Source organism: Photobacterium swingsii, assembly GCF_024346715.1.
Classification (GTDB): domain Bacteria; phylum Pseudomonadota; class Gammaproteobacteria; order Enterobacterales; family Vibrionaceae; genus Photobacterium; species Photobacterium swingsii.
The window spans coordinates 442,328-463,696 of sequence record NZ_AP024852.1 but is presented as its reverse complement, the minus strand read 5'-3'; the positions used below and the strand labels follow the sequence as shown (position 1 = coordinate 463,696).

The window sequence follows — 21,369 nt, the reverse complement described above, 5'->3', positions numbered from 1 at the left end:
TAATTATTTAAAGCGCTTCAATATCTGTTTCACCGGTACGAATACGCACAGCATGATTTAAATCGTAAACAAAAATTTTGCCGTCACCGATTTTGCCGGTTTGCGCTGCATTGGCTATCGCTTCAACAATTGCATCCAAGTTTTCAGCCTGTGTCGCTATCTCCAGCTTCACTTTTGGCAAGAAATCCACTTGATACTCTGCGCCACGGTACAGCTCGGTGTGCCCTTTTTGGCGACCAAAGCCTTTCACTTCCGATACGGTCATTCCCTCAACCCCGACATCGGCGAGTGCTTCACGGACATCATCGAGCTTAAATGGCTTAATAATCGCATTAATTAGTTTCATTGCTTGCTCCTTAAACATTGAATGCTGCTGCGTACATACAAAGATAAACAATCAACGTGCCAACTTTTTTAATGCTTATCTATCAACAAGTTAATTAACGCAAAACCGTAACCATAAAAAAAGCCGCACCAAAAAGGTGCGGCTTTTTCACTAAAACTATGCAGCTCGCTAAGTTCGGTTTTTATTGCTCAAAAACGGGTCACAAATGCTCGCCATGCATCCAGTACCAAAGTGAAGTCTTCAAAACCACATAATGACATGCTCTCTTCATCGTACAGGTGAAGATCTTCTTCATACTCATCATCGTCTTCTGAAAACAAGAAGTTAGCTTGAATCAAAGCTTCATTATCTTGTAAGCTCAACGTTAGCTCATCACCAATCAGACGCCATTCTTGGGTACTATTCTTTAATGCACCAATTTGTGCCAATATCGAATCCATCTTGGCAAAATCTTTGCCTATCTCTTCAATCAACCAACGTCCAAGGGCTTCATGACCCATGGAAAATACCGCATGATAGCTACCATCTAAGGTATTTTTTTTAAATTCGTAATCCATAGCTATCCTCTTTTTTAACCATGCGTACAATATGGCTTCTTGCTACCTATCAGGTTCACACCTTGATCGGTGCTGCCGATGGCACATTTTCAGGAAATCAGACAAGAATGCAACTCAATGCCACTATTGCTCGACAAATTGTTGAGCGCACCATGAAGATCATTCGCTATTCCGTGAATGTAATGGATGAACAAGGCCGCATTATTGGCTCTGGCGATCCAGCCCGTATCAATCAACGCCATGAAGGCGCCATCTTGGCGATCAACGACAACCGTGTTGTTGAAATTGATCAAGCGACCGCCAATCAACTCAAAGGCGTGAAACCTGGGATCAACCTACCGATCTTGTTTCACCATAAAGTGATCGGCGTCATCGGTATTTCTGGTATTCCCGATGAAGTGAAGAAATACGCTGAGTTAGTCAAAATGACGGCTGAACTTATCGTTGAACAGGCTGCACTAATGGCACAAATTCAGTGGGATAAGCGCCACCGTGAAGAGTTAGTGTTACAGCTCATCAAAGGGAGCGAGCTCAACGAAAGTCAACTTACCGCGATGGCTGAGCGCCTTAACCTCGATTTAGCGCAGCCACGCATTGCAGCAATAGTCAAAGTATTCCCGACGAAAGGGCTGCAACTGTCACTTGAACATTTACAACAAGTTGTCCACTTACTGGAGCACCCTGAGCGCGATAATTTAGTTGGGATAGTGTCCGTGTCACTCAACGAAGTCGTGGTACTCAAGCCAATCACACTAGACAGCGATGATTGGTCAAAACAAGCTGAATTACAGCGAGCCAAAAAATTGATGAAGCGGGTTGCACAAGATCATGATTTTACCATCAAGATAGCGTTAGGCGGGTATTTCCCTACCCTGCAAGGACTGGCTAAGTCTTACCTCACAGCACAGGCAACTATGGATGCGGATATTGCCGATAACAATATTTTGTTTTATCAGGATTACATGCTGCCTGTACTACTCAGTGGGTTAAAAAATGATCCTTGGCGACACGAACAGCTGTGTGCACCACTACAAAAGTTGCAAGCCAATGACCCTCGTGGTGTGCTACTAAAAACATTAAAGACATTTTTTGTCCAAAATTGTGATTTAGCTCAAACCTGCCAACAACTCCATATTCATCGTAATACGCTGAGATATCGGCTAGAAAAAATAGAACAAGAAACATCATTAAATATCAATAACATACAAGATAAAACCCGCCTGTACCTTGCAGTGTTAAATCATAGCTAAAAACCTCCATTTTGTGCAAACGCACAAAATGCGAGGTTTTTACTGCTAGATAATTTGGTCGCCTGCCTAAAGCTAATTCCATACAGACTGATTAGAGTAGCCTCCAACAAAACCTCCCTATGTTTATTAAAATTTGCGATAGGCATGTACCTCATCGCCCTTGTACGGACGCATCATTATGGTAGAAGTATCCACCCTCGGCGCACTCGCTGCGCTTATTGTCGCCATCACCCTTATTTTACGTAAGGTCCCACCTGCATACGGTATGATCATTGGTGCACTGGTTGGTGGTATCGTCGGTGGTGTATCTCTCACCGATACCGTTGGCTTAATGATTGGCGGCGCACAAGGCATTGTTACTGCGGTACTGCGTATTTTGGCGGCTGGTGTTTTAGCTGGCGTGTTGATTGAATCAGGCGCAGCAACCTCAATTGCTGAAACGATTGTTAAGAAAGTCGGTGAAACCCGTGCGCTACTGGCTTTGGCTGTTGCGACAATGATCCTTACTGCGGTCGGTGTTTTCGTCGATGTCGCCGTTATTACTGTTGCGCCTATCGCATTGGCGATTGCTCGCCGTGCAGATCTCTCAAAAATGGCAATTTTGCTGGCGATGATCGGCGGTGGTAAAGCCGGTAACGTAATGTCTCCTAACCCAAATGCCATTGCCGCTTCTGATGCGTTCAACGTCCCCCTCACTTCAGTGATGGCGGCGGGTGTCATTCCTGGCCTATGCGGTATGGTCTTCGCTTACTTCATTGCAAAAAAATTAGTGAATAAAGGCAGCAAGGTTCAAGAGCACGAAGTCGTGGCGGTGGATCATAGCCGTTTACCTAAATTCAGTGCAGCCATTGTGGCACCGCTCGTTGCCATTGCACTGCTGGCACTACGTCCAATCGCGGGCATTAATGTCGACCCATTGATCGCGCTACCTCTTGGCGGCCTAATTGGCGCTGTGGTGATGGGACGCTTTCGTGATACCAACCACTTCGCTGTTTCTGGCCTAAATCGCATGGCGCCTGTTGCTGTGATGCTATTAGGTACAGGTACACTGGCTGGTATTATCGCTAACTCTGGCTTAAAAGCGGGTTTAATTGATGTGCTAACCGCTTCTGGTCTACCGTCTTACCTACTTGCACCAATTTCAGGTGCCATGATGTCACTGGCAACAGCATCAACGACGGCAGGTACTGCCGTGGCTGCCAGCGTCTTTAGTCACACTATTTTAGAGTTAGGCGTGCCAGCATTAGCAGGCGCAGCCATGATTCATGCTGGCGCAACTGTTATGGACCACATGCCACACGGTAGCTTCTTCCATGCGACAGGCGGTGCTGTTCACATGGATATTAAAGAACGTTTAAAACTGATTCCGTATGAATCAGCCGTGGGTTTGATGATAGCTATTGTTTCAACCCTTATCTTCGGTGTATTTGGCTTCTTCGTTTAAAGGCTTATAGATTATGAAAATTGTTATCGCACCCGACTCATACAAAGAAAGCCTATCGGCAATGGAAGTGGCAATCGCAGTTGAAGCGGGCTTTCGTCAAGTATTACCTGACGCTGAATACCATAAACTGCCAATGGCTGACGGCGGTGAAGGCACAGTGCAATCACTGGTCGATGCCACCCAAGGCTCGATTGTTGAGTGCCGTGTTACAGGGCCTTTAGGCGAACAAGTTGATGCTTTTTATGGCCTGATGGGCGATGGCAAAACAGCAATCATAGAGATGGCAGCGGCATCGGGGCTACACTTGGTGCCGACTGAACAACGCAATCCACTACAAACAACCACTTACGGCACTGGTGAATTGATCACTGCTGCGTTAGATAAAGGGGTTGAGCATATCATCGTCGGTATTGGCGGCAGCGCAACCAATGATGGTGGTATCGGTATGGCGCAAGCCCTTGGCATCCAACTGCTTGATGCTTCTGGCAAAGAAATTGGTTACGGTGGTGGTGCACTCGCCCGCCTTGCAACCATCAAGATGGATAACGTCGATCCTCGGTTAGCGAAGATCAACCTCGAAGTGGCTTGTGACGTTGATAACCCACTGTGTGGCCCTAAAGGTGCGTCACATATTTTTGGCCCACAAAAAGGGGCAACGCCTGCCATGGTTGAGCAACTCGATGCCAACCTTGCACACTATGCCGACGTCATTAAAACGCAACTAGGTAATGACGTGAAAGAGACTGCAGGGGCAGGTGCAGCGGGGGGATTAGGCGCAGCATTAATCGGTCTGTTATCAGCAAACCTGCGCCCGGGCATTGAAATAGTGATGGACGCAGTTGATCTAAAAGCACAATTAGCAGATGCCGATTTAGTGATCACTGGCGAAGGCCGTATTGATAGCCAAACCATTCATGGTAAAACCCCAATTGGTGTTGCACGTAGTGCAAAAGCCTTTGGCATTCCAGTTATTGGGATTGCTGGGTGTTTATCTAATGATTGCCATGTCGTGCATGATCACGGTATCGATGCGGTATTTAGTGTGGTTCCACGCTCAGTATCCCTTGAAGAAGCCCTACGTGATGCATCTGTCAACGTTGAGCTGACATCAGCCAATGTGGCACGCGTTTTAAAACTAGGACTACTCAATAAGTAATCCAAAGTGCCTGTTCCACCAGCACTGACACCCGATAACAACACCAACACTGACGTGTAAAAGAGAGACAGAGAAGACAAAGATCTTCCAATGTAAAAAAGCCCTCATCATGAGGGCTTTGCTTTATCTATCACCGAGAAAGGTGGTAAGTGCCTAGTCCTAGGCACTTAATGATCAGCTACACGGCCGTTTGAACAATGACATCGTCTGCTTTCTTGGTGTAAGCATCCATACGATGGAAGTTCAAGTAACGGTAAGTATCTGCTGCGGTTGCATCAATTTGCTTCGCGTACTCTAAATACTCTTCTTTGGTCGGGATACGACCGAGAATAGCACCGACAGCGGCCAGCTCTGCTGATGACAAGTACACATTCGCTCCTGTTCCTAAACGGTTCGGGAAATTACGTGTAGAGGTCGACATCACTGTGGCTTTATCTGCAACACGGGCTTGGTTACCCATACATAATGAACACCCTGGGGTTTCAATACGTACACCAGCACGGCCGAAGATGCCGTAGTAACCTTCTTCAGTAAGCTGATCCTTATCCATCTTAGTTGGCGGCGCGACCCACAAACGCGTATCTAATTGGCCACCAAACTTCTCAAGTAACTTACCTGCTGCGCGGAAGTGGCCAATGTTCGTCATACAAGAACCAATGAAGACTTCATCAATCTGCGTACCTTGAACATCCGACAGTAAACGCGCGTCATCAGGATCGTTTGGTGCACAAAGGATCGGTTGCGTGATCTCGGCTAAATCAATTTCAATGACATGCGCATATTCCGCATCTTTGTCCGCTTCCATTAACTCTGGATTTGTTACCCAGGCTTCCATCGCGGAGATACGACGCTCGATCGTACGACGATCGCCATAACCTTCTGCGATCATCCACTTGAGCATCACGATATTGGAGTTCAAGTATTCAGTAATCGATTCAGGCGATAGCTTAACCGTACAACCCGCAGCACTACGCTCTGCCGATGCGTCCGACAGCTCAAACGCTTGCTCAACCGTTAAGTGCTCAACACCTTCAATTTCTAACACTCGGCCAGAGAATTCATTGATCTTACCTGCTTTCTCAACTGTCAGCAGGCCTTGTTGGATCGCGTAGTAAGGAATAGCATGTACCAGATCACGCAGCGTGATCCCTTCTTGCATCTCACCTTTAAAACGCACCAAGATAGATTCCGGCATATCCAACGGCATAACACCTGTTGCTGCAGCAAATGCCACCAAGCCAGAGCCTGCAGGGAATGAAATACCAAGAGGGAAACGTGTATGCGAATCACCACCCGTACCAACAGTATCAGGCAGTAGCATGCGATTTAACCATGAGTGAATGACACCATCCCCCGGACGAAGCGAGACACCACCACGATTCATAATAAAATCAGGTAGCGTATGGTGTGTATTGACGTCGATTGGTTTTGGGTACGCCGAGGTGTGACAGAAAGACTGCATCGTCAGCTCAGCAGAGAAGCCTAGGCAGGCTAAATCTTTCAGCTCATCACGGGTCATTGGGCCTGTGGTGTCTTGCGAGCCAACCGTGGTCATCTTAGGTTCACAATAAGTACCAGGGCGAATACCTTCTACGCCACACGCTTTACCCACCATTTTCTGCGCTAGGCTATAGCCTTTACCAGAATCCGCGACGGCTACTGGGCGGCGGAAAATATCGGAAGATGGCAAACCAAGTGATTGGCGTGCACGATCAGTAAGGCCACGACCAATGATCAGTGGAATACGCCCGCCAGCACGCACCTCATCAATCAAAACATCCGTTTTCAGCGCAAAAGTTGATACAACCTCTTCGCTACCATGTCGACGGACTTCTCCTTTAAATGGGTAAACATCAATCACATCACCCATATTGAGTGCTGTGACATCAACTTCAATAGGTAATGCTCCCGCATCTTCCATGGTATTGAAGAAAATTGGCGCTATCTTACCACCCAGTACATAACCACCGGCACGCTTGTTCGGTACATTCGGAATGTCGTCGCCCATAAACCACAGTACAGAGTTAGTGGCTGATTTACGTGACGACCCCGTCCCCACAACATCACCAACATAAACCAATTGATGACCTTTTTGTTGAAGCGCTTCAATTTGCTTGATCGGGCCAATAGCACCATGTTGATCAGGCTCTATCCCTTCGCGTTCATTTTTCAGCATCGCAAGGGCATGAAGTGGAATATCGGGACGAGACCAAGCATCAGGAGCAGGTGAAAGATCATCGGTGTTCGTTTCACCCGTCACTTTAAAGACGGTTAGCGTGATTTTTTCTGCCAATTCTGGTTTCGATAAGAACCATTCGGCATCTGCCCACGACTGAAGAACTTGCTGTGCAAATGCATTACCTGCTTTGGCTTTTTCTTCTACATCATAGAAAGCATCAAACATTAATAGCGTGTGAGAAAGCGCCTTAACGGCAATTGGAGCCAGTTGGTCATTTTCGAGCAGTGCGATCAGCGGGTCTATGTTATAGCCGCCTTGCATCGTCCCTAATAACTCAGCCGCTTTTTCAGCAGAAACAATGGGAGAAGAAACTTCGCCTTTAGTCAGAGCCGCCAAAAAGCCAGCTTTCACATAAGCGGCTTCATCGACACCAGGGGGAATACGATTTTCGAGTAAATCTAACAGAAAGGCTTCTTCGCTTGCTGGTGGATTTTTGAGTAATTCAACCAGAGCGGCAACTTGCTCAGCATCGAGAGGCTTAGGAACAACTCCTTCTGCAGCACGTTCTTCGACGTGTTTACGGTAGGCTTCAAGCACGACATATTCCTCTTATTTCGGTTTAACCTTTGCGGCTAAACATCCTTGGAAGTGATTGGTCTCCCTGCCTGAACCTTGTATTTTCACGAACACTATCAGATTCAAATGCACCCAGAAGAGACCAAAACCGTTTGGTCAGCATACCACTTTTAACGTAAATTTAAAATCAACCAATCTTTTACAACATTCACACTTCTGTATATTAATACCGACACATAATTTTAGAACGATCCACCAAATTGTACGTAAAATGAAGAGTAGTTACGCTCAGTTTTGCCATATGCAAAGATTAATGGCCCTGCTGGTGTGCTTATCCCAGTAAAAATGCTGCCTGCAAAATAGGTCGGAATCTCCGAAAGTGATGATTTCGTACTGTTGTACACCCCTCCCCACTCAGCCGAACCGCCGATATAAACAGGTGACTGGAACAAACCAAAGTCATTATCCATGATGCGATAACGATAGATGGCTGCGGTAAATATTTTGTTCTTGGCCGCAATAATGCCTTTCGGCGCACCAGATAGATTCAAAAAGCCCCCTAATTCTTTAGGGTCTAGTGGATAAGGTGAATCAGAGTCAATTCTTCCATACTCACCTTTCCCCATGAAGGTATGGCGATCTATGGTGTAGGCCCCTTTCCAGACAAAGTCGATACTGGTCGATACATCTTTCGATGAACCATTGCCATCAAACTCCAAATCATCATTCGACACCGCTAACTCAAGCTTGAGTAAATTACCCTGCGTCGGCATCGCAATATCATCTAAGGTGTCATAATTAAATCGAGTATACCCTTGTAAACTGCGACGCTTCTGGCGACCGGATTGAGGGAAGTTAACAAATTCTGTTGTCCCCAAAATATAGCGATAACCTAAGTTCAATTCTTGCCATAGCTGTGGCTGCCAGCCAACTGATGCATCCAAGGTAAACCTGTCATAGTTTACAGGGTCAATAAATCGCTCATCTGGTAATTCTGGCGATGCAAAAGCGGGCGGCACGTTGCGGCGCTCCACACTATACTCAGCCCCCAGCAGACCAAACCACTCTTGCTCGTCAGCAAAAGGCAGGTACAGCTCAGTACTGGCTCGCTTATCGGAACCAAACTCAAGTTCTGTTCGCCACTCAGCGCCAGACTCACTTAAGCCTGTAACATTAAAGCCAATCCCTAATGAATATTTGGTAACGTTATTGAAGTCATCTTCGAGGGCAAACCGCAAATCGATATAATTAGGGCCCCAGCTTTTTTCTCGCACATCCACTTGCACAACATTTTGATCCCCTTCTTGGAGCAGATGGTAATCAATGCGCTCAAATCGATCCAAGGCATAGAGACTGCTAATACCCGCTTCAAGTTGTTCAGTATTCAGCTCTTGGCCTTCTTGCAAATTAAGACGGTTTAATAGCACTTGATCTGAATAATGGCTTTCATTTACCAGTTCAATTTTATGGACATACACATCATCAACACGCTCTAACTCACCGCGTAGTTGTTGTTTTTTATCAATATAGTTTTGAAAAGCAATACTGTTGCCCAGCTTAGCAAGTTGTGGTGCCAACGCCTTAGTCGCTTCATAACCTCGTTCACTGGCTTCCGACATTTTCGCCATATCTGTGGTTGAGATACCTTTAACATCAGGCTTAAGCAATATGTCGCTATCGGTAAGCAGACTCAATTGGTGTTCGGTATTTTTTCGGATCATAAAGTCTGTCAGCTGATCCATCACTGCAAAATAACTTTTTAACTCGTCACGCCCTTTAAACTCATTACTGATATCAACAGCAATAACAATATCAGCCCCCATCGCTTTAACGACAGACACAGGTAAGTTATTGGTGATCCCACCGTCGACCAATAGCTGATCATTTAACTCCAAGGGAGGCAAAATGGCAGGAATAGACATACTTGCCTGCATCGCTCGTACTAGATCGCCACTTTTTAGTTCTACTGAGGTTAGATTCTCAATATCGGTTGCCATCGCTCGAAAAGGAATCGGCAATAAATCAAAGCTGTCTTTGGCGGCAATATTCCCCGTTGTTTCACGTAGGATCTTTGCCATGTTTTGTCCTTGAACGAACCCTTTCGGTACTTTAAATTGCCAGAGACCAAAACCAATATCTGTGCCTATTTGAAAGCGATCCTCTTTTTGCTTATCGCGTACGCGTCGATCACTACGCTCAACTCGGTCTTTGTAACCATTTTGCCAATCGACCGTCTCTAAGAAAGATTCAATTTCATCTGCACTCATGCCCGTTGCGTACAGTCCGCCAACATAGGCTCCCATACTGGTACCTGCAATATAATCAACGGGGATGTGCATCTCTTCAAGCGCCCGTAACACACCAATATGTGCCGCACCTTTGGCTCCGCCACCACCCAGTACCAGACCTATTTTGGGACGTTCCTGCGCCAAAACATTTGAGGAGTAAATAAAACTGCAAAATAGTGCAAATAAAGCTAAAGAATTACGCTTTAGCGGCAGATAACAACTGGGCTGTAGAGCCTGAATAGCTGCGGGGAAAAGTCTCGTTATCATCTTCGTGTTCTACTCTTCTACTCATTCCTATAAAAGAAACAGCTAAGCCTTATGAAATTCAATCACTTAACCATAAAACAAAAGCTAATATTTGCGATGGTACTCGCCGTACTGGCTTCTACTGCTTTAGTTGGGTTCATTAGTCAAAATCAAGCGCGTAACGTTGTTGAAAGCAGATTGCTTAACTCTGAATTACCAGCAACCTTAATGCAGATTCGTAACGCTATTGATAAAGAAGTTTCACTGCTTCAATCTGCGGCAGAGCAAGTTGCTACCAACCGCTTTATTCTTGAGTTCTACAACTCAGATCAAAGTGATGCTCAAGAACAAAATTTAATTCAAGTATTGAATGATACCAAAAATCAATATCAACTATTTGATGCATCTGTTGCAGATCGCTCTACAGGCGATTACTGGAACCAAAACGGTTTTCTTCGCCGTTTGAATCAACAACAAGACAGCTGGTTCTACGGCTTTACCGCTGGTAACCAAGCCCGCATGCTTAACGTGTTTCGTGAAGATAACGGCGACGTAAAACTTTTCGTTAACTACCAACAGCTCAATGGTAAAGGCATGGCAGGCCTGTCCAAATCACTGGATGATATGGTTCGCCTCATCAACCAATTCCAATTAGAACAAACAGGGTTTGTCTACCTTGTTGATGCGAGTGGCCAAGTGCGCTTGCACAAAGATACCTCTAAAATGGGTAAAACCAGTTTAGACCAGCTTTACGGTGCCAATGTTTCTCGTAAAATCCTCAATAAACACGATATTAATATCACGGAAGCAGATATCAATGGTACAGCAACCTTAGTTGCGACTAGCTACATCCCATCGATGGACTGGTATGTCGTAGCTGAATTACCGAAACATGAAGCTTTCTCTGAACTCGATAAAGCAACGACCCAAATCATGCTTTGGACATTCGGTATCGCCGCCTTGTTCATTTTTGTTGCTATCGTTTTAGCAAGCTCTGTGACTCGCCCTATCGCCAACCTTGCTGCAGTATTTAAAGATCTTGGCGAAGGTGAAGGTGATTTACGTCACCGTATCGACGTTGAAGGCAAAGATGAAATCGCGCAACTGTCAGAAGGCTTTAATAGCTTCATCAGCAAAATCCACAGCTCCGTTCGTGAAGTAGCTGAAACTGGTAACTCTTTACGTAGTGCCGCTGAAGCTGTGGCTTCACAAGCTCAGCTAACACTGGATAATAGCCACAGCCAACGTGACCGCACCATTCAAGTTGTAACTGCGATTAACGAAATGGGCGCAACGGTAAACGAGATTGCAGGTAATGCCGCCCAAGCTGCGGATGCTGCCCACAACGCAGAAAGCGAAACACAAAACGGCCAAGATGTTGTTGGGCAAGCACGTAACAGCATAAACCAACTCTCTAATGATGTCGCGCAAGTGAGTGATGTGATTGGCTCGCTGGCGAATAACACCCAAGCTATTGGCAGTATCCTTGATACTATCCGTGGTATTTCAGAACAGACGAACTTATTAGCATTAAATGCCGCGATTGAAGCGGCACGTGCAGGTGAGCAAGGCCGTGGCTTTGCGGTTGTGGCCGATGAGGTTCGTAGCTTAGCAAGTCGCACTTCAGATTCTACCGACGAAATTCAGTCAATGATTAACCGTCTACAAGAAGAAGCAAGCAATGCTGTAAACGCTATGCAGCAAAGCCGCCAGCTAACCTCTGATGGTGTCTCAGCAGCCGATGAAGCATCAGGCGCTCTAGTATCGATCGCAGATCGCATCACCCTGATTTCAGATATGAACACCCAGGTGGCAACCGCAACAGAAGAGCAATCGACTGTGGTGAATGACATCAACTGCAACATTGAAGAGATCAACGAAACAACCCAACGTACCGCAGAAACCGCCGCAGAGCTCGCGGACTCTAGCCAAGAGCTACGCGCATTATCTCAGCGCTTAGACACCATGGTTGGTACGTTCAAGCTGTAAACAATAACAAGAATAACAATACCTAAAGGGAAGGCTTCGGCTTTCCCTTTTTAGCCTCTGGCAAACCAAAAAAGCAATAAATTGCAAGTAACCAGTCAAAGCAGGAAGCACCTTGTTCAACAAGGGTAAACGTCGGTACATGAGGTATGGCGATTGCTCACGATTCGATTAACAAACCAATGAATATTAAACAGTTAACCATCAAGCAAAAGTTAGCCTTTAGCTTTATTTTTGCCATCTTAATATCGACCTCCTTGGTTGGTTTTGTCAGCCAGCGTCAAGCTCATCATGTGGTTGAACAGCGTTTACTTAAGTCTGAGCTTCCTGCAACCTTGATGCAGTTTAATCGCAGCATCGATAAAGAGATCTCGATCTTATTAGCCGCAGCAGAACAACTGGGGAATAGCCGTCTACTCACAGAAAAAGTCCAGTCATCACCTATCGCTAGCCAAGCGCTAAGCGCGACTCAAGACAAAATAATTCTTGATGAGCTCAAAGCCGTTAAGCAGCAATACCAACTGATTGATGCCTCAATCGCGAACCGTCAAACCGGTACTTACTGGATGGACAGCTTTACGGCCTCTCGCCAACACCGTGAAAATGGTTGGTTCACCAAGCTGGTAGCAAGTGGTCAGGAAAAATCCTTGAGTGTGTACCGTGAAGACAGTGGTGAAGTGAAGTTATTCCTTAACTACCAAAATCCGCACGGTAGTACCCTAGCAGGTTTAGCTAAATCCATGAATGGGATGGTAAAGTTCATCAACCAATTCACTCTGGAGCAAACTGGTTTTATCTACCTTGTTGATAATCAAGGTAAGGTGCGCCTACATAAAAACACTCAGAAGTTAGGTAAAGCGACCCTTCAATCTGAATATGCGGCACCAGCAAGCCAACAGCTACTGAACCAGAGTGATTTTAATTTTGCGACTGTTGAGCGCGATGGCCAGAAGCTCATCGTTGCGACAAGCTATATTCCCTCTATGGATTGGTACGTGGTTGCTGAAGTTCCACAGCACGAAATATTCTCAGAGCTCAATAAAGCCACTCAACAAATCATGGTGTGGACCTTAGTCATTGCCGCTCTATTTGCCCTTGCTGCGCTCTGGCTAGCAAATTCAATTACTCGACCAATTGCCAACCTCGCAGCCGTTTTTAAAGACTTAGGCGAAGGGGAAGGCGATTTACGCCACCGTATCAATATCGAAGGCAAAGACGAGATCGCACAGCTATCTCAAGGCTTTAATAGCTTTATCAGCAAGATCCACAGCTCGGTACAAGATGTTGCCGAAACAGGGAATGCCTTACGCAGTGCCGCAGAAGCTGTTGCCTCTCAAGCTCAGCTGACACTTGATAATAGCCATAGCCAACGTGACCGTACGATTCAAGTGGTGACGGCAATTAATCAGATGGGGGCGACGGTCAATGAAATCGCCGGCAATGCCGCCCAAGCCGCTGACGCAGCACAAAATGCCGAAGGGGAAACTCAAAATGGCCAAAATGTTGTGGGAAAAGCCCGTAATACCATCAATCAGCTATCTAACGATGTGGCACAAGTCAGCGACGTGATTGGCTCACTCGCTAACAACACCCAAGCCATTGGCAGCATTCTTGATACGATCCGTGGTATTTCAGAGCAAACTAATTTGCTGGCACTTAATGCCGCAATTGAAGCCGCGCGCGCAGGTGAACAAGGTCGTGGTTTTGCTGTGGTTGCCGATGAAGTGCGTAACTTAGCCAGTCGCACCTCAGATTCAACCAATGAAATTCAAAACATGATTAATCGTCTGCAAGAGGAAGCGGGTAATGCGGTCGGGGCGATGCAACAAAGCCGTCAGCTAACTTCTGACGGTGTGTCTGCGGCCGATGAAGCATCAGCGGCATTGGTGTCCATTGCTGACCGTATCACCTTAATTTCAGACATGAACACCCAAGTGGCAACCGCAACCGAAGAACAATCGACTGTGGTTAACGACATAAACTGCAACATTGAAGAAATTAATGAAACGACCCAACGTACGGCTGATACTGCCGCGCAATTGGCCGACTCAAGCCAAGAGCTGCGTGCCCTATCCCAGCGCCTAGACAGCATGGTAGGCACCTTTAAGCTATAACATTTGCTTGAACACTTCAGCATTACAGCCAACGACAAATTGGAGAGCTTCGGCTCTCCTTTTTTATGGCTAGAAATTGATAAATTCGACCTTCACTACGTAATAAAGGCTGTCAATGACTGAAAATCGTAAAATAACATTATGCTACGTGGTTAGTATTTTGTGACTCTCGCTAGATTTTAATGTGTCACAGAGGGGTACTTTTACACCTCAATTTGATCAATAACTAAAAAACAAAACAATGAAACTCACTACAATTGCCGTCTCTTCCCTATTAGCTTGTGCTTTCGCATCAGGCTCAGCCTTTGCCGATCCTAAACTTCCTGGAACAGAAACAGGCTTCAGCTCTGTGGAAATCATGCAGCAGGGTGAACCAGCACAACTACACTGGGTATCCGTTGATGATATCGCTAAGAGCCTCGAAGGTAAGCCACCAATGGCAGTCGGTTTTGATATTGATGATACGGTTCTTTTTAGCTCTCCGGGCTTTTACCGTGGTCAGCAACAGTTCTCGCCAAATGGTTACAGCTACCTAAAATCTCAGAAATTTTGGGATAAAATGAACTGTGAATGGGAAAAGTTCAGCCTACCTAAAGAAGTGGGCCAAAAACTAATCACCATGCACCAAAAACGCGGTGATAGCATTTTCTTCATCACAGGCCGTACAGGTTCTAAGTGTGAAATTTCAACGCAATACCTCAAAGATACCTTCGGCATTGAGAAAATGAACAAGGTAATTTTTGCCGGCTCAAGCAAAACTGAATACACCAAGACCAAGTACATTAAAGCCAACAACATCAAGATGTACTACGGCGATTCAGACGGTGACGTGATTTCAGCGCGTAATGCGGGAGCGGAAGGGATCCGTATCATGCGTAACTCGGCTTCTAGCTACAAGCCTGTACCGCAAAACGGTATCTATGGTGAGAAGATCGTTAAAGACTCACAATACTAATTCCAACCTATCTCCATAAGATGGAAGAATAGGTACAAAAAAAGCGCCCCTCATCAAAGGGGCGCTTTTTTCTTATTCAATAAACAGTGAGGTAATTACTTACGCTTTACTGCTTTTGCATTTGGAAGGTCAGTGATTGAGCCTTCAAATACTTCAGCCGCTAGGCCGATAGATTCGTGTAGCGTTGGGTGCGCGTGGATTGTTAGTGCGATATCTTCTGCATCACAACCCATCTCGATCGCTAGACCGATTTCACCTAGTAGCTCACCACCGTTCGTACCAACGATAGCACCACCGATAACACGGTGCGTGTCTTTGTCGAAGATCATCTTCGTCATACCGTCAGCACAATCAGATGCGATTGCACGACCAGAAGCCGCCCAAGGGAAGGTCGCAACTTCGTAGTTGATGCCTTCAGCTTTCGCTTCTTTCTCAGTCTTACCAACCCACGCAACTTCTGGCTCAGTGTAGGCAATTGAAGGAATGACTTTAGGATCGAAGTAGTGCTTCTTACCAGAAATAACTTCAGCTGCTACGTGGCCTTCATGCACACCTTTGTGAGCAAGCATTGGTTGACCAACGATATCACCGATAGCGTGAATGTGCGGTACGTTAGTACGCATTTGCTTATCAACGTTGATGAAGCCACGCTCGTCAACTTCAAGGCCCGCTTTTTCAGCGTCTAGAAGTTTACCGTTTGGTACACGACCGATAGCAACAAGAACAGCATCGTAACGTACAGGCTCTGAAGGTGCTTTTTTGCCTTCCATTGAAACGTAGATACCATCTTCTTTCGCTTCAACAGCCGTCACTTTCGTCTCTAGCATCAGGTTGAATTTCTTCTTGATGCGCTTAGTGAAGACTTTGATGATGTCTTTATCTGCTGCTGGGATCACTTGATCAAACATTTCAACAACGTCGATCTGAGAACCTAGCGAGTGGTAAACCGTACCCATTTCTAGGCCGATGATACCGCCACCCATAACAAGTAGCTTCTCAGGTACTTCTTTCAGTTCAAGTGCGTCAGTTGAATCCCAGATACGTGGATCTTCATGCGGAATGAACGGAAGCTCGATAGGACGAGAACCTGCAGCGATGATTGCATTGTCGAAGTTAACAGTCGTTTGACCTTCTTCACCTTCAACAACAATAGTATTAGGACCAGTAAATTTACCGTAACCGTTAACGATGTTAACTTTACGCATCTTAGCCATACCGCCAAGACCGCCAGTTAGTTGGGTAATTACTTTGTCTTTCCAAAGACGGATTTTGTTGATATCGGTCTGAGGCTCACCGAAAACAACACCGTGTTCAGCCATAGCTTTAGCTTCTTCGATAACTTTCGCTACGTGAAGTAGAGCTTTAGATGGGATACAACCCACGTTTAGACATACACCACCTAGGGTGTTGAATTTTTCGATTAGAACTGTATCCAGACCTAAGTCTGCGCAACGGAACGCTGCAGAATAACCAGCAGGGCCTGAACCCAATACCACTACCTGAGCTTTAATTTCTTTACTCATCATGACCTCGTTGTAAGTCTTATATCCCTAACAGGCGATGTTCTTTTATGTTCTACTTTTTCTTTCAGTTAGCCAACAAGTTTACAGAGGTGTTAACAAACTGAAAAGTAAATTGCCATAGCCTGTGAGCTGCACAACAATTCCATGCCTGTTATTACAGGCATGGACGTTGCGATTGAAACCTTAAAGCACTAAACGGCGAATATCTGATAGACAACCGTTTAGGTAAGTGATGAAACGTGCACCTTCAGCACCATCGATCACGCGGTGATCGTAAGATAGTGATAGAGGAAGCATTAGGCGAGGTTCGAAGTCCTTGCCGTTCCATACTGGTTTCATTTCAGACTTAGATACACCTAGGATACCTACTTCTGGTGCATTCACGATTGGCGTGAACGCAGTACCACCTAAGCCACCAAGGCTAGAGATAGTGAAACAGCCACCTTGCATATCAGATGCAGTTAGCTTACCAGCACGTGCTTTCTTAGAAATAGCCATTAGCTCTTCAGAAAGCTCGTAAATACCTTTTTTGTTCACGTCTTTAAATACAGGAACAACTAGGCCGTTTGGTGTATCAACAGCGATACCCACGTTTACGTACTTCTTAAGAACTAGGTTTTCACCGTCTTCAGAAAGCGAAGAGTTGAATGCTGGGAATGCTTCTAGTGCTTTCGCTACAGCTTTCATGATGAACACAAGTGGAGTGATCTTCATGCCTGTATCTTTCTTCGCTTCGATTGCATTCTGTTCTTTACGGAATGCTTCTAGCGCTGTGATATCTGCATTATCCCACTGTGTAACGTGCGGGATCATTACCCAGTTACGGTGCAGGTTAGCGCCAGAGATCTTCTTGATACGAGACAGTTTCTGAAGCTCAGTTTCACCGAACTTGCTGAAATCAACTTTTGGCCATGGTAGTAGACCAAGTGCAGAACCGTCGCCATTGCCTGCTGCTGCCGCACCAGACTCAAGACGCTTAAGTGCATCTTTAACGAAGTTTTGAACATCTTCTTTTTGGATGCGGTTCTTACGGCCAGTACCTTTAACTTTCGCAAGGTTTACACCGAACTCACGTGCAAGACGACGAACAACTGGAGATGCGTGTGCGTACTCGTTGTTTGCTTCGAACTCGCCTGTTGCTGCTGGTGCCGCTGCTTTAGCAGGTGCCGCCGCAGGAGCTGGAGCTGGAGCGGCTGCCGGAGCAGGTGCCGCTGCAACAGGTGCAGGTGCTGCGCCCGCTACTTCGAATACCATGATTAGTGAGCCAGTTGACACTTTGTCGCCAGCTGCAATCTTGATTTCTTTAATCGTACCAGCGAATGGTGCAGGCACTTCCATAGAAGCCTTGTCACCTTCAACAGTGATTAGAGATTGCTCTTCTTCCACTGTATCACCAACAGCAACCATGATTTCAGTAACTTCTACTTCATCACCGCCGATGTCTGGTACGTTAACTTCTTTTGCTGCAGAAGCTGCTGGAGCTGCCGCTACTGGCGCTTCAACTGCTGCTGGAGCAACTGGTGCACCAGAACCCGCAACTTCAAAGATCATTACTAGAGAACCAGTAGATACTTTGTCGCCCGCTGCAATTTTAATTTCTTTTAGAACACCAGCGAAAGGTGCTGGTACTTCCATTGATGCTTTATCGCCTTCAACCGTAAGAAGAGATTGCTCTTCTTCGATGCTGTCGCCGATAGCTACCATGATTTCAGTAACTTCTACTTCGTCGCCACCGATATCCGGTACGTGAACTTCTTTAAGTTCAGCCGCTGCTGCCGCTGCTGGAGCTGCTACTGGAGCTGCTTCAGCCGCTGGAGCAGGTGCAGCTTGCGCTGCACCCTCGGCTTCGAAAATCATGATTAGAGAACCAGTAGAAACCGAGTCGCCTTCAGCGATTTTGATTTCTTTAACGATACCCGCCTGAGAAGCTGGTACTTCCATAGAAGCCTTGTCGCCTTCTACAGTGATCAGAGATTGCTCTTCTTCAACCTTGTCGCCAACGCTAACAAGAATCTCAGTTACTTCAACCTCGTCCGCACCAATGTCAGGTACATTAATTTCGATTGCCATGTTTTATTGCCTCTTACGCGTATAGCGGGTTGATCTTGTCAGCGTCGATGTTGAATTTAGCAATTGCTTCTGCAACTACAGATTTCTCAACATCACCACGGTTAGCCAGTTCAGTCAGTGCAGCAACTACCACGTAGCCTGCGTTAACTTCGAAGTGACGACGTAGGTTCTCACGGCTGTCAGAACGACCGAAACCATCAGTACCAAGAACTTTGAAAGATTCAGACGGCATGAATGCACGTACTTGCTCTGCGTAGTTCTTCATGTAATCCGTCGCAGCGATTGCTGGCTCAGTACCCATCGCAGTTGTGATGTAAGGTACTTTTTGCTCTGCTTCTGGGTGTAGCATGTTGTAACGCTCAGCATCTTGACCGTCACGAGTAAGTTCATTGAATGAAGTTACTGAGTAAACGTCAGATGCAACACCGTAGTCATCGCTTAGGATTTGAGCTGCTTTACGTACTTCATTCATGATAGTACCAGAGCTCATTAGCTGAACTTTCTTATCGCCTGCGTAAGATTCTAGCTTGTAGATACCCTTACGGATGCCTTCTTCAGCGCCTTCAGGCATTGCTGGCATTGCGTAGTTTTCGTTCATTACTGTTAGGTAGTAGTAAACGTTCTCTTGGTTCTCACCGTACATGCGACGGATACCGTCTTGCATGATTACCGCTAGCTCGTAAGCGAACGTTGGGTCGTAAGAGATACAGTTAGGTACTGTGTTCGCCATGATGTGTGAGTGGCCATCTTCGTGCTGAAGACCTTCACCATTTAGCGTTGTACGACCAGCAGTAGCACCTAATAGGAAGCCACGTGCTTGTTGGTCACCTGCTAGCCATGCCATGTCACCAATACGTTGGAAACCGAACATTGAGTAGTAGATGTAGAATGGGATCATTGGTAGATCATTGGTGCTGTAAGATGTTGCAGCAGCAACCCAAGATGCCATTGAACCTAGTTCGTTGATACCTTCTTGCAGAACCTGACCAGAAGTCGCTTCTTTGTAGTAAGACACTACGCCGCGGTCTTCAGGTGTGTATTCTTGACCGTGTGGGTTGTAGATACCAACCTGACGGAATAGACCTTCCATACCGAAGGTACGTGCTTCATCACAGATGATAGGAACGATGTTCTTACCAATGTTCTTATCTTTAAGCAGGATGTTAAGCGTACGTACGTAAGCCATAGTGGTAGAGATATCACGCTTTTGCTCGCCCAGTAGCGGAGCAAATGCATCTAGCTCAGGCACTTTGAACTCTTGCGTAAAGTTAGGAAGACGCTGAGGCGTGTAACCGTGCAGTGCGTTACGACGTGCGTGCAGGTAGTTGTACTCTGCAGAACCTTCTTCTAGTTTCAGGTAAGGTAGCTCGCTTACTTTCTCGTCAGGAAGAATATCTTCTAGGCCTAGACGATCACGTAGGTGAAGAACATGTGTCATGTCCATTTTCTTCACGCCGTGCGCAATGTTTTTACCTTCAGCTGCATCACCCATGCCGTAACCTTTAACGGTTTTAGCTAGGATTACAGTTGGTTTACCGTCTGTTTCTTTTGCGTTGTTGAACGCAGCGAACAGTTTAGAAGACTCGTGACCACCACGCTTAAGCGCGAAGATTTCGTCATCAGTCATGTCTGCAACTAGTGCAGCTGTTTCTGGGTACTTACCAAAGAAGTGCTCACGTACGTAGGCGCCATCTTTAGATTTAAATGTCTGGTAATCACCATCGATAGTTTCGTTCATTAGCTGAAGCAGTTTACCGGTAGTGTCTTTCGCTAGTAGCGCATCCCAGTTATTACCCCAAACCACTTTAACCACATTCCAGCCAGCACCTTTAAATAGGCCTTCTAGCTCTTGAATGATCTTGCCGTTACCCATTACAGGACCGTCAAGACGTTGTAGGTTACAGTTGATTAGGAAACATAGGTTGTCTAGTTTCTCACGCGCAGCGAAAGAAATAGCACCACGTGATTCTGGCTCATCCATCTCACCATCGCCCAAGAACGCGTAAACACGTTGAGCTGAAGTATCTTTCAAACCACGACCGTTAAGGTACTTAAGGAAACGTGCTTGGTAGATAGCAGAGATAGGGCCTAGACCCATAGAAACAGTTGGGAACTGCCAGAATTCAGGCATTAGTTTAGGGTGCGGGTATGAAGGGATACCTTTACCATCAACTTCTTGACGGAAGTTATCTAGCTGCTCTTCAGTTAGGCGGCCTTCAACAAATGCGCGAGAATAGATACCTGGAGAGATGTGGCCCTGGTAGTAAACTAAATCGCCACCATCTACTTCGTTTGGCGCACGGAAGAAGTGGTTGAAACATACTTCGTAGAATGCAGAAGCAGACTGGTAAGAAGCCATGTGGCCACCTAGGTCTAAATCTTTCTTAGAAGCACGTAGTACGATCATGATTGCGTTCCAACGGATAATGGAACGAATACGACGCTCAAGTGTTGTGTCACCTGGGTAAGCAGGTTCTTGTGCTGCAGGAATCGTATTGATGTAGTTGGTAGTAATGCCCGTAGCCATATCTACGCCATCTAAACGTGCTTTATCTAGTACTTGCTCTAGCAGGTACTGGGCACGCTCTACACCTTCTTCACGAACGACTGATTCAAGAGCTTCTAGCCACTCTTGAGTTTCAAGTGCGTCAACGTCATTCTTCATGACTTCAGACATGC

Annotated in this window: 13 protein-coding genes; 6 read left to right on the top strand and 7 right to left on the bottom strand. The window is 46.1% G+C overall.

Annotated features, from left to right (window positions below; genetic code table 11):
- Positions 1-7: 7 nt before the first annotated feature.
- Entirely contained in the window at positions 8-346 is a 339-nt protein-coding gene (locus OCU77_RS02190) for a P-II family nitrogen regulator (RefSeq protein WP_048899256.1), read from the bottom strand.
- Between the two features lie 188 nt (positions 347-534).
- The gene (locus OCU77_RS02185) at positions 535-903 is read right to left on the bottom strand and encodes a YacL family protein (RefSeq protein WP_107302987.1); all 369 of its coding nucleotides are present in this window, start codon (positions 901-903) and stop codon (positions 535-537) included.
- Positions 904-1,010: 107 nt separating this feature from the next.
- Between OCU77_RS02185 and OCU77_RS02180 the strand changes: the two genes are divergently transcribed.
- The 3 genes from OCU77_RS02180 (at position 1,011) to OCU77_RS02170 (ending at position 4,753) form a co-directional block, all read left to right on the top strand.
- On the top strand, positions 1,011-2,153 hold the full coding sequence (locus tag OCU77_RS02180) for a sugar diacid recognition domain-containing protein (protein WP_048899255.1): 1,143 nt from the start codon (positions 1,011-1,013) through the stop codon (positions 2,151-2,153).
- 178 nt (positions 2,154-2,331) lie between these two features.
- Complete coding sequence (locus OCU77_RS02175) at positions 2,332-3,597, top strand: GntP family permease (RefSeq protein WP_048899254.1); 1,266 nt, start codon at positions 2,332-2,334, stop codon at positions 3,595-3,597.
- A 13-nt stretch (positions 3,598-3,610) separates the two neighbouring features.
- Positions 3,611-4,753 (top strand): glycerate kinase, encoded by a 1,143-nt coding sequence (locus OCU77_RS02170; protein ID WP_048899253.1) that lies wholly within the window; start codon positions 3,611-3,613, stop codon positions 4,751-4,753.
- A 178-nt stretch (positions 4,754-4,931) separates the two neighbouring features.
- Here OCU77_RS02170 and acnB read toward each other — a convergent pair whose 3' ends face one another.
- On the bottom strand, positions 4,932-7,529 hold the full coding sequence (gene acnB / locus OCU77_RS02165) for a bifunctional aconitate hydratase 2/2-methylisocitrate dehydratase (RefSeq protein WP_107302988.1): 2,598 nt from the start codon (positions 7,527-7,529) through the stop codon (positions 4,932-4,934).
- A 221-nt stretch (positions 7,530-7,750) separates the two neighbouring features.
- A complete protein-coding gene (locus OCU77_RS02160; protein WP_048899252.1) occupies positions 7,751-10,063 on the bottom strand; it encodes a patatin-like phospholipase family protein in 2,313 nt (770 codons plus the stop codon).
- Between the two features lie 51 nt (positions 10,064-10,114).
- Here OCU77_RS02160 and OCU77_RS02155 point away from each other — a divergent pair, with 51 nt between their 5' ends.
- The 3 genes from OCU77_RS02155 (at position 10,115) to aphA (ending at position 15,097) form a co-directional block, all read left to right on the top strand.
- Positions 10,115-12,031 carry a methyl-accepting chemotaxis protein gene (locus OCU77_RS02155; RefSeq protein ID WP_048899251.1) on the top strand — a complete coding sequence of 639 codons (1,917 nt, stop codon included), beginning with the start codon at positions 10,115-10,117 and terminating at the stop codon, positions 12,029-12,031.
- A 179-nt stretch (positions 12,032-12,210) separates the two neighbouring features.
- Positions 12,211-14,142, top strand: coding sequence for a methyl-accepting chemotaxis protein (locus tag OCU77_RS02150; RefSeq protein WP_048899285.1), 1,932 nt, complete (start codon positions 12,211-12,213; stop codon positions 14,140-14,142).
- A gap of 241 nt (positions 14,143-14,383) precedes the next feature.
- Positions 14,384-15,097, top strand: coding sequence for an acid phosphatase AphA (gene aphA / locus OCU77_RS02145; RefSeq protein WP_048899250.1), 714 nt, complete (start codon positions 14,384-14,386; stop codon positions 15,095-15,097).
- 95 nt (positions 15,098-15,192) lie between these two features.
- Here the strand turns inward: aphA and lpdA are convergent, their stop codons facing one another.
- The 3 genes from lpdA to aceE form a co-directional block, all read right to left on the bottom strand.
- Positions 15,193-16,620 (bottom strand): dihydrolipoyl dehydrogenase, encoded by a 1,428-nt coding sequence (lpdA, locus tag OCU77_RS02140; protein WP_048899249.1) that lies wholly within the window; start codon positions 16,618-16,620, stop codon positions 15,193-15,195.
- 183 nt (positions 16,621-16,803) lie between these two features.
- Positions 16,804-18,690, bottom strand: coding sequence for a pyruvate dehydrogenase complex dihydrolipoyllysine-residue acetyltransferase (gene aceF / locus OCU77_RS02135; protein ID WP_107302989.1), 1,887 nt, complete (start codon positions 18,688-18,690; stop codon positions 16,804-16,806).
- A gap of 13 nt (positions 18,691-18,703) precedes the next feature.
- Positions 18,704-21,367, bottom strand: coding sequence for a pyruvate dehydrogenase (acetyl-transferring), homodimeric type (aceE, locus tag OCU77_RS02130; RefSeq protein WP_107302990.1), 2,664 nt, complete (start codon positions 21,365-21,367; stop codon positions 18,704-18,706).
- Between the last annotated feature and the right edge of the window lie 2 nt (positions 21,368-21,369).

Bases quoted from the DNA above. Each gene is read 5' to 3' on its own strand.
- OCU77_RS02190 (WP_048899256.1), bottom strand. From the start codon at position 346: ATGAAACTAATTAATGCGATTATTAAGCCATTTAAGCTCGATGATGTC.
- OCU77_RS02185 (WP_107302987.1), bottom strand. From the start codon at position 903: ATGGATTACGAATTTAAAAAAAATACCTTAGATGGTAGCTATCATGCG.
- OCU77_RS02175 (WP_048899254.1), top strand. From the start codon at position 2,332: ATGGTAGAAGTATCCACCCTCGGCGCACTCGCTGCGCTTATTGTCGCC.
- aceF (WP_107302989.1), bottom strand. From the start codon at position 18,690: ATGGCAATCGAAATTAATGTACCTGACATTGGTGCGGACGAGGTTGAA.
- lpdA (WP_048899249.1), bottom strand. From the start codon at position 16,620: ATGAGTAAAGAAATTAAAGCTCAGGTAGTGGTATTGGGTTCAGGCCCT.
- OCU77_RS02180 (WP_048899255.1), top strand. From the start codon at position 1,011: ATGCAACTCAATGCCACTATTGCTCGACAAATTGTTGAGCGCACCATG.
- aphA (WP_048899250.1), top strand. From the start codon at position 14,384: ATGAAACTCACTACAATTGCCGTCTCTTCCCTATTAGCTTGTGCTTTC.
- OCU77_RS02160 (WP_048899252.1), bottom strand. From the start codon at position 10,063: ATGATAACGAGACTTTTCCCCGCAGCTATTCAGGCTCTACAGCCCAGT.
- OCU77_RS02170 (WP_048899253.1), top strand. From the start codon at position 3,611: ATGAAAATTGTTATCGCACCCGACTCATACAAAGAAAGCCTATCGGCA.
- OCU77_RS02150 (WP_048899285.1), top strand. From the start codon at position 12,211: ATGAATATTAAACAGTTAACCATCAAGCAAAAGTTAGCCTTTAGCTTT.
- OCU77_RS02155 (WP_048899251.1), top strand. From the start codon at position 10,115: ATGAAATTCAATCACTTAACCATAAAACAAAAGCTAATATTTGCGATG.
- aceE (WP_107302990.1), bottom strand. From the start codon at position 21,367: ATGTCTGAAGTCATGAAGAATGACGTTGACGCACTTGAAACTCAAGAG.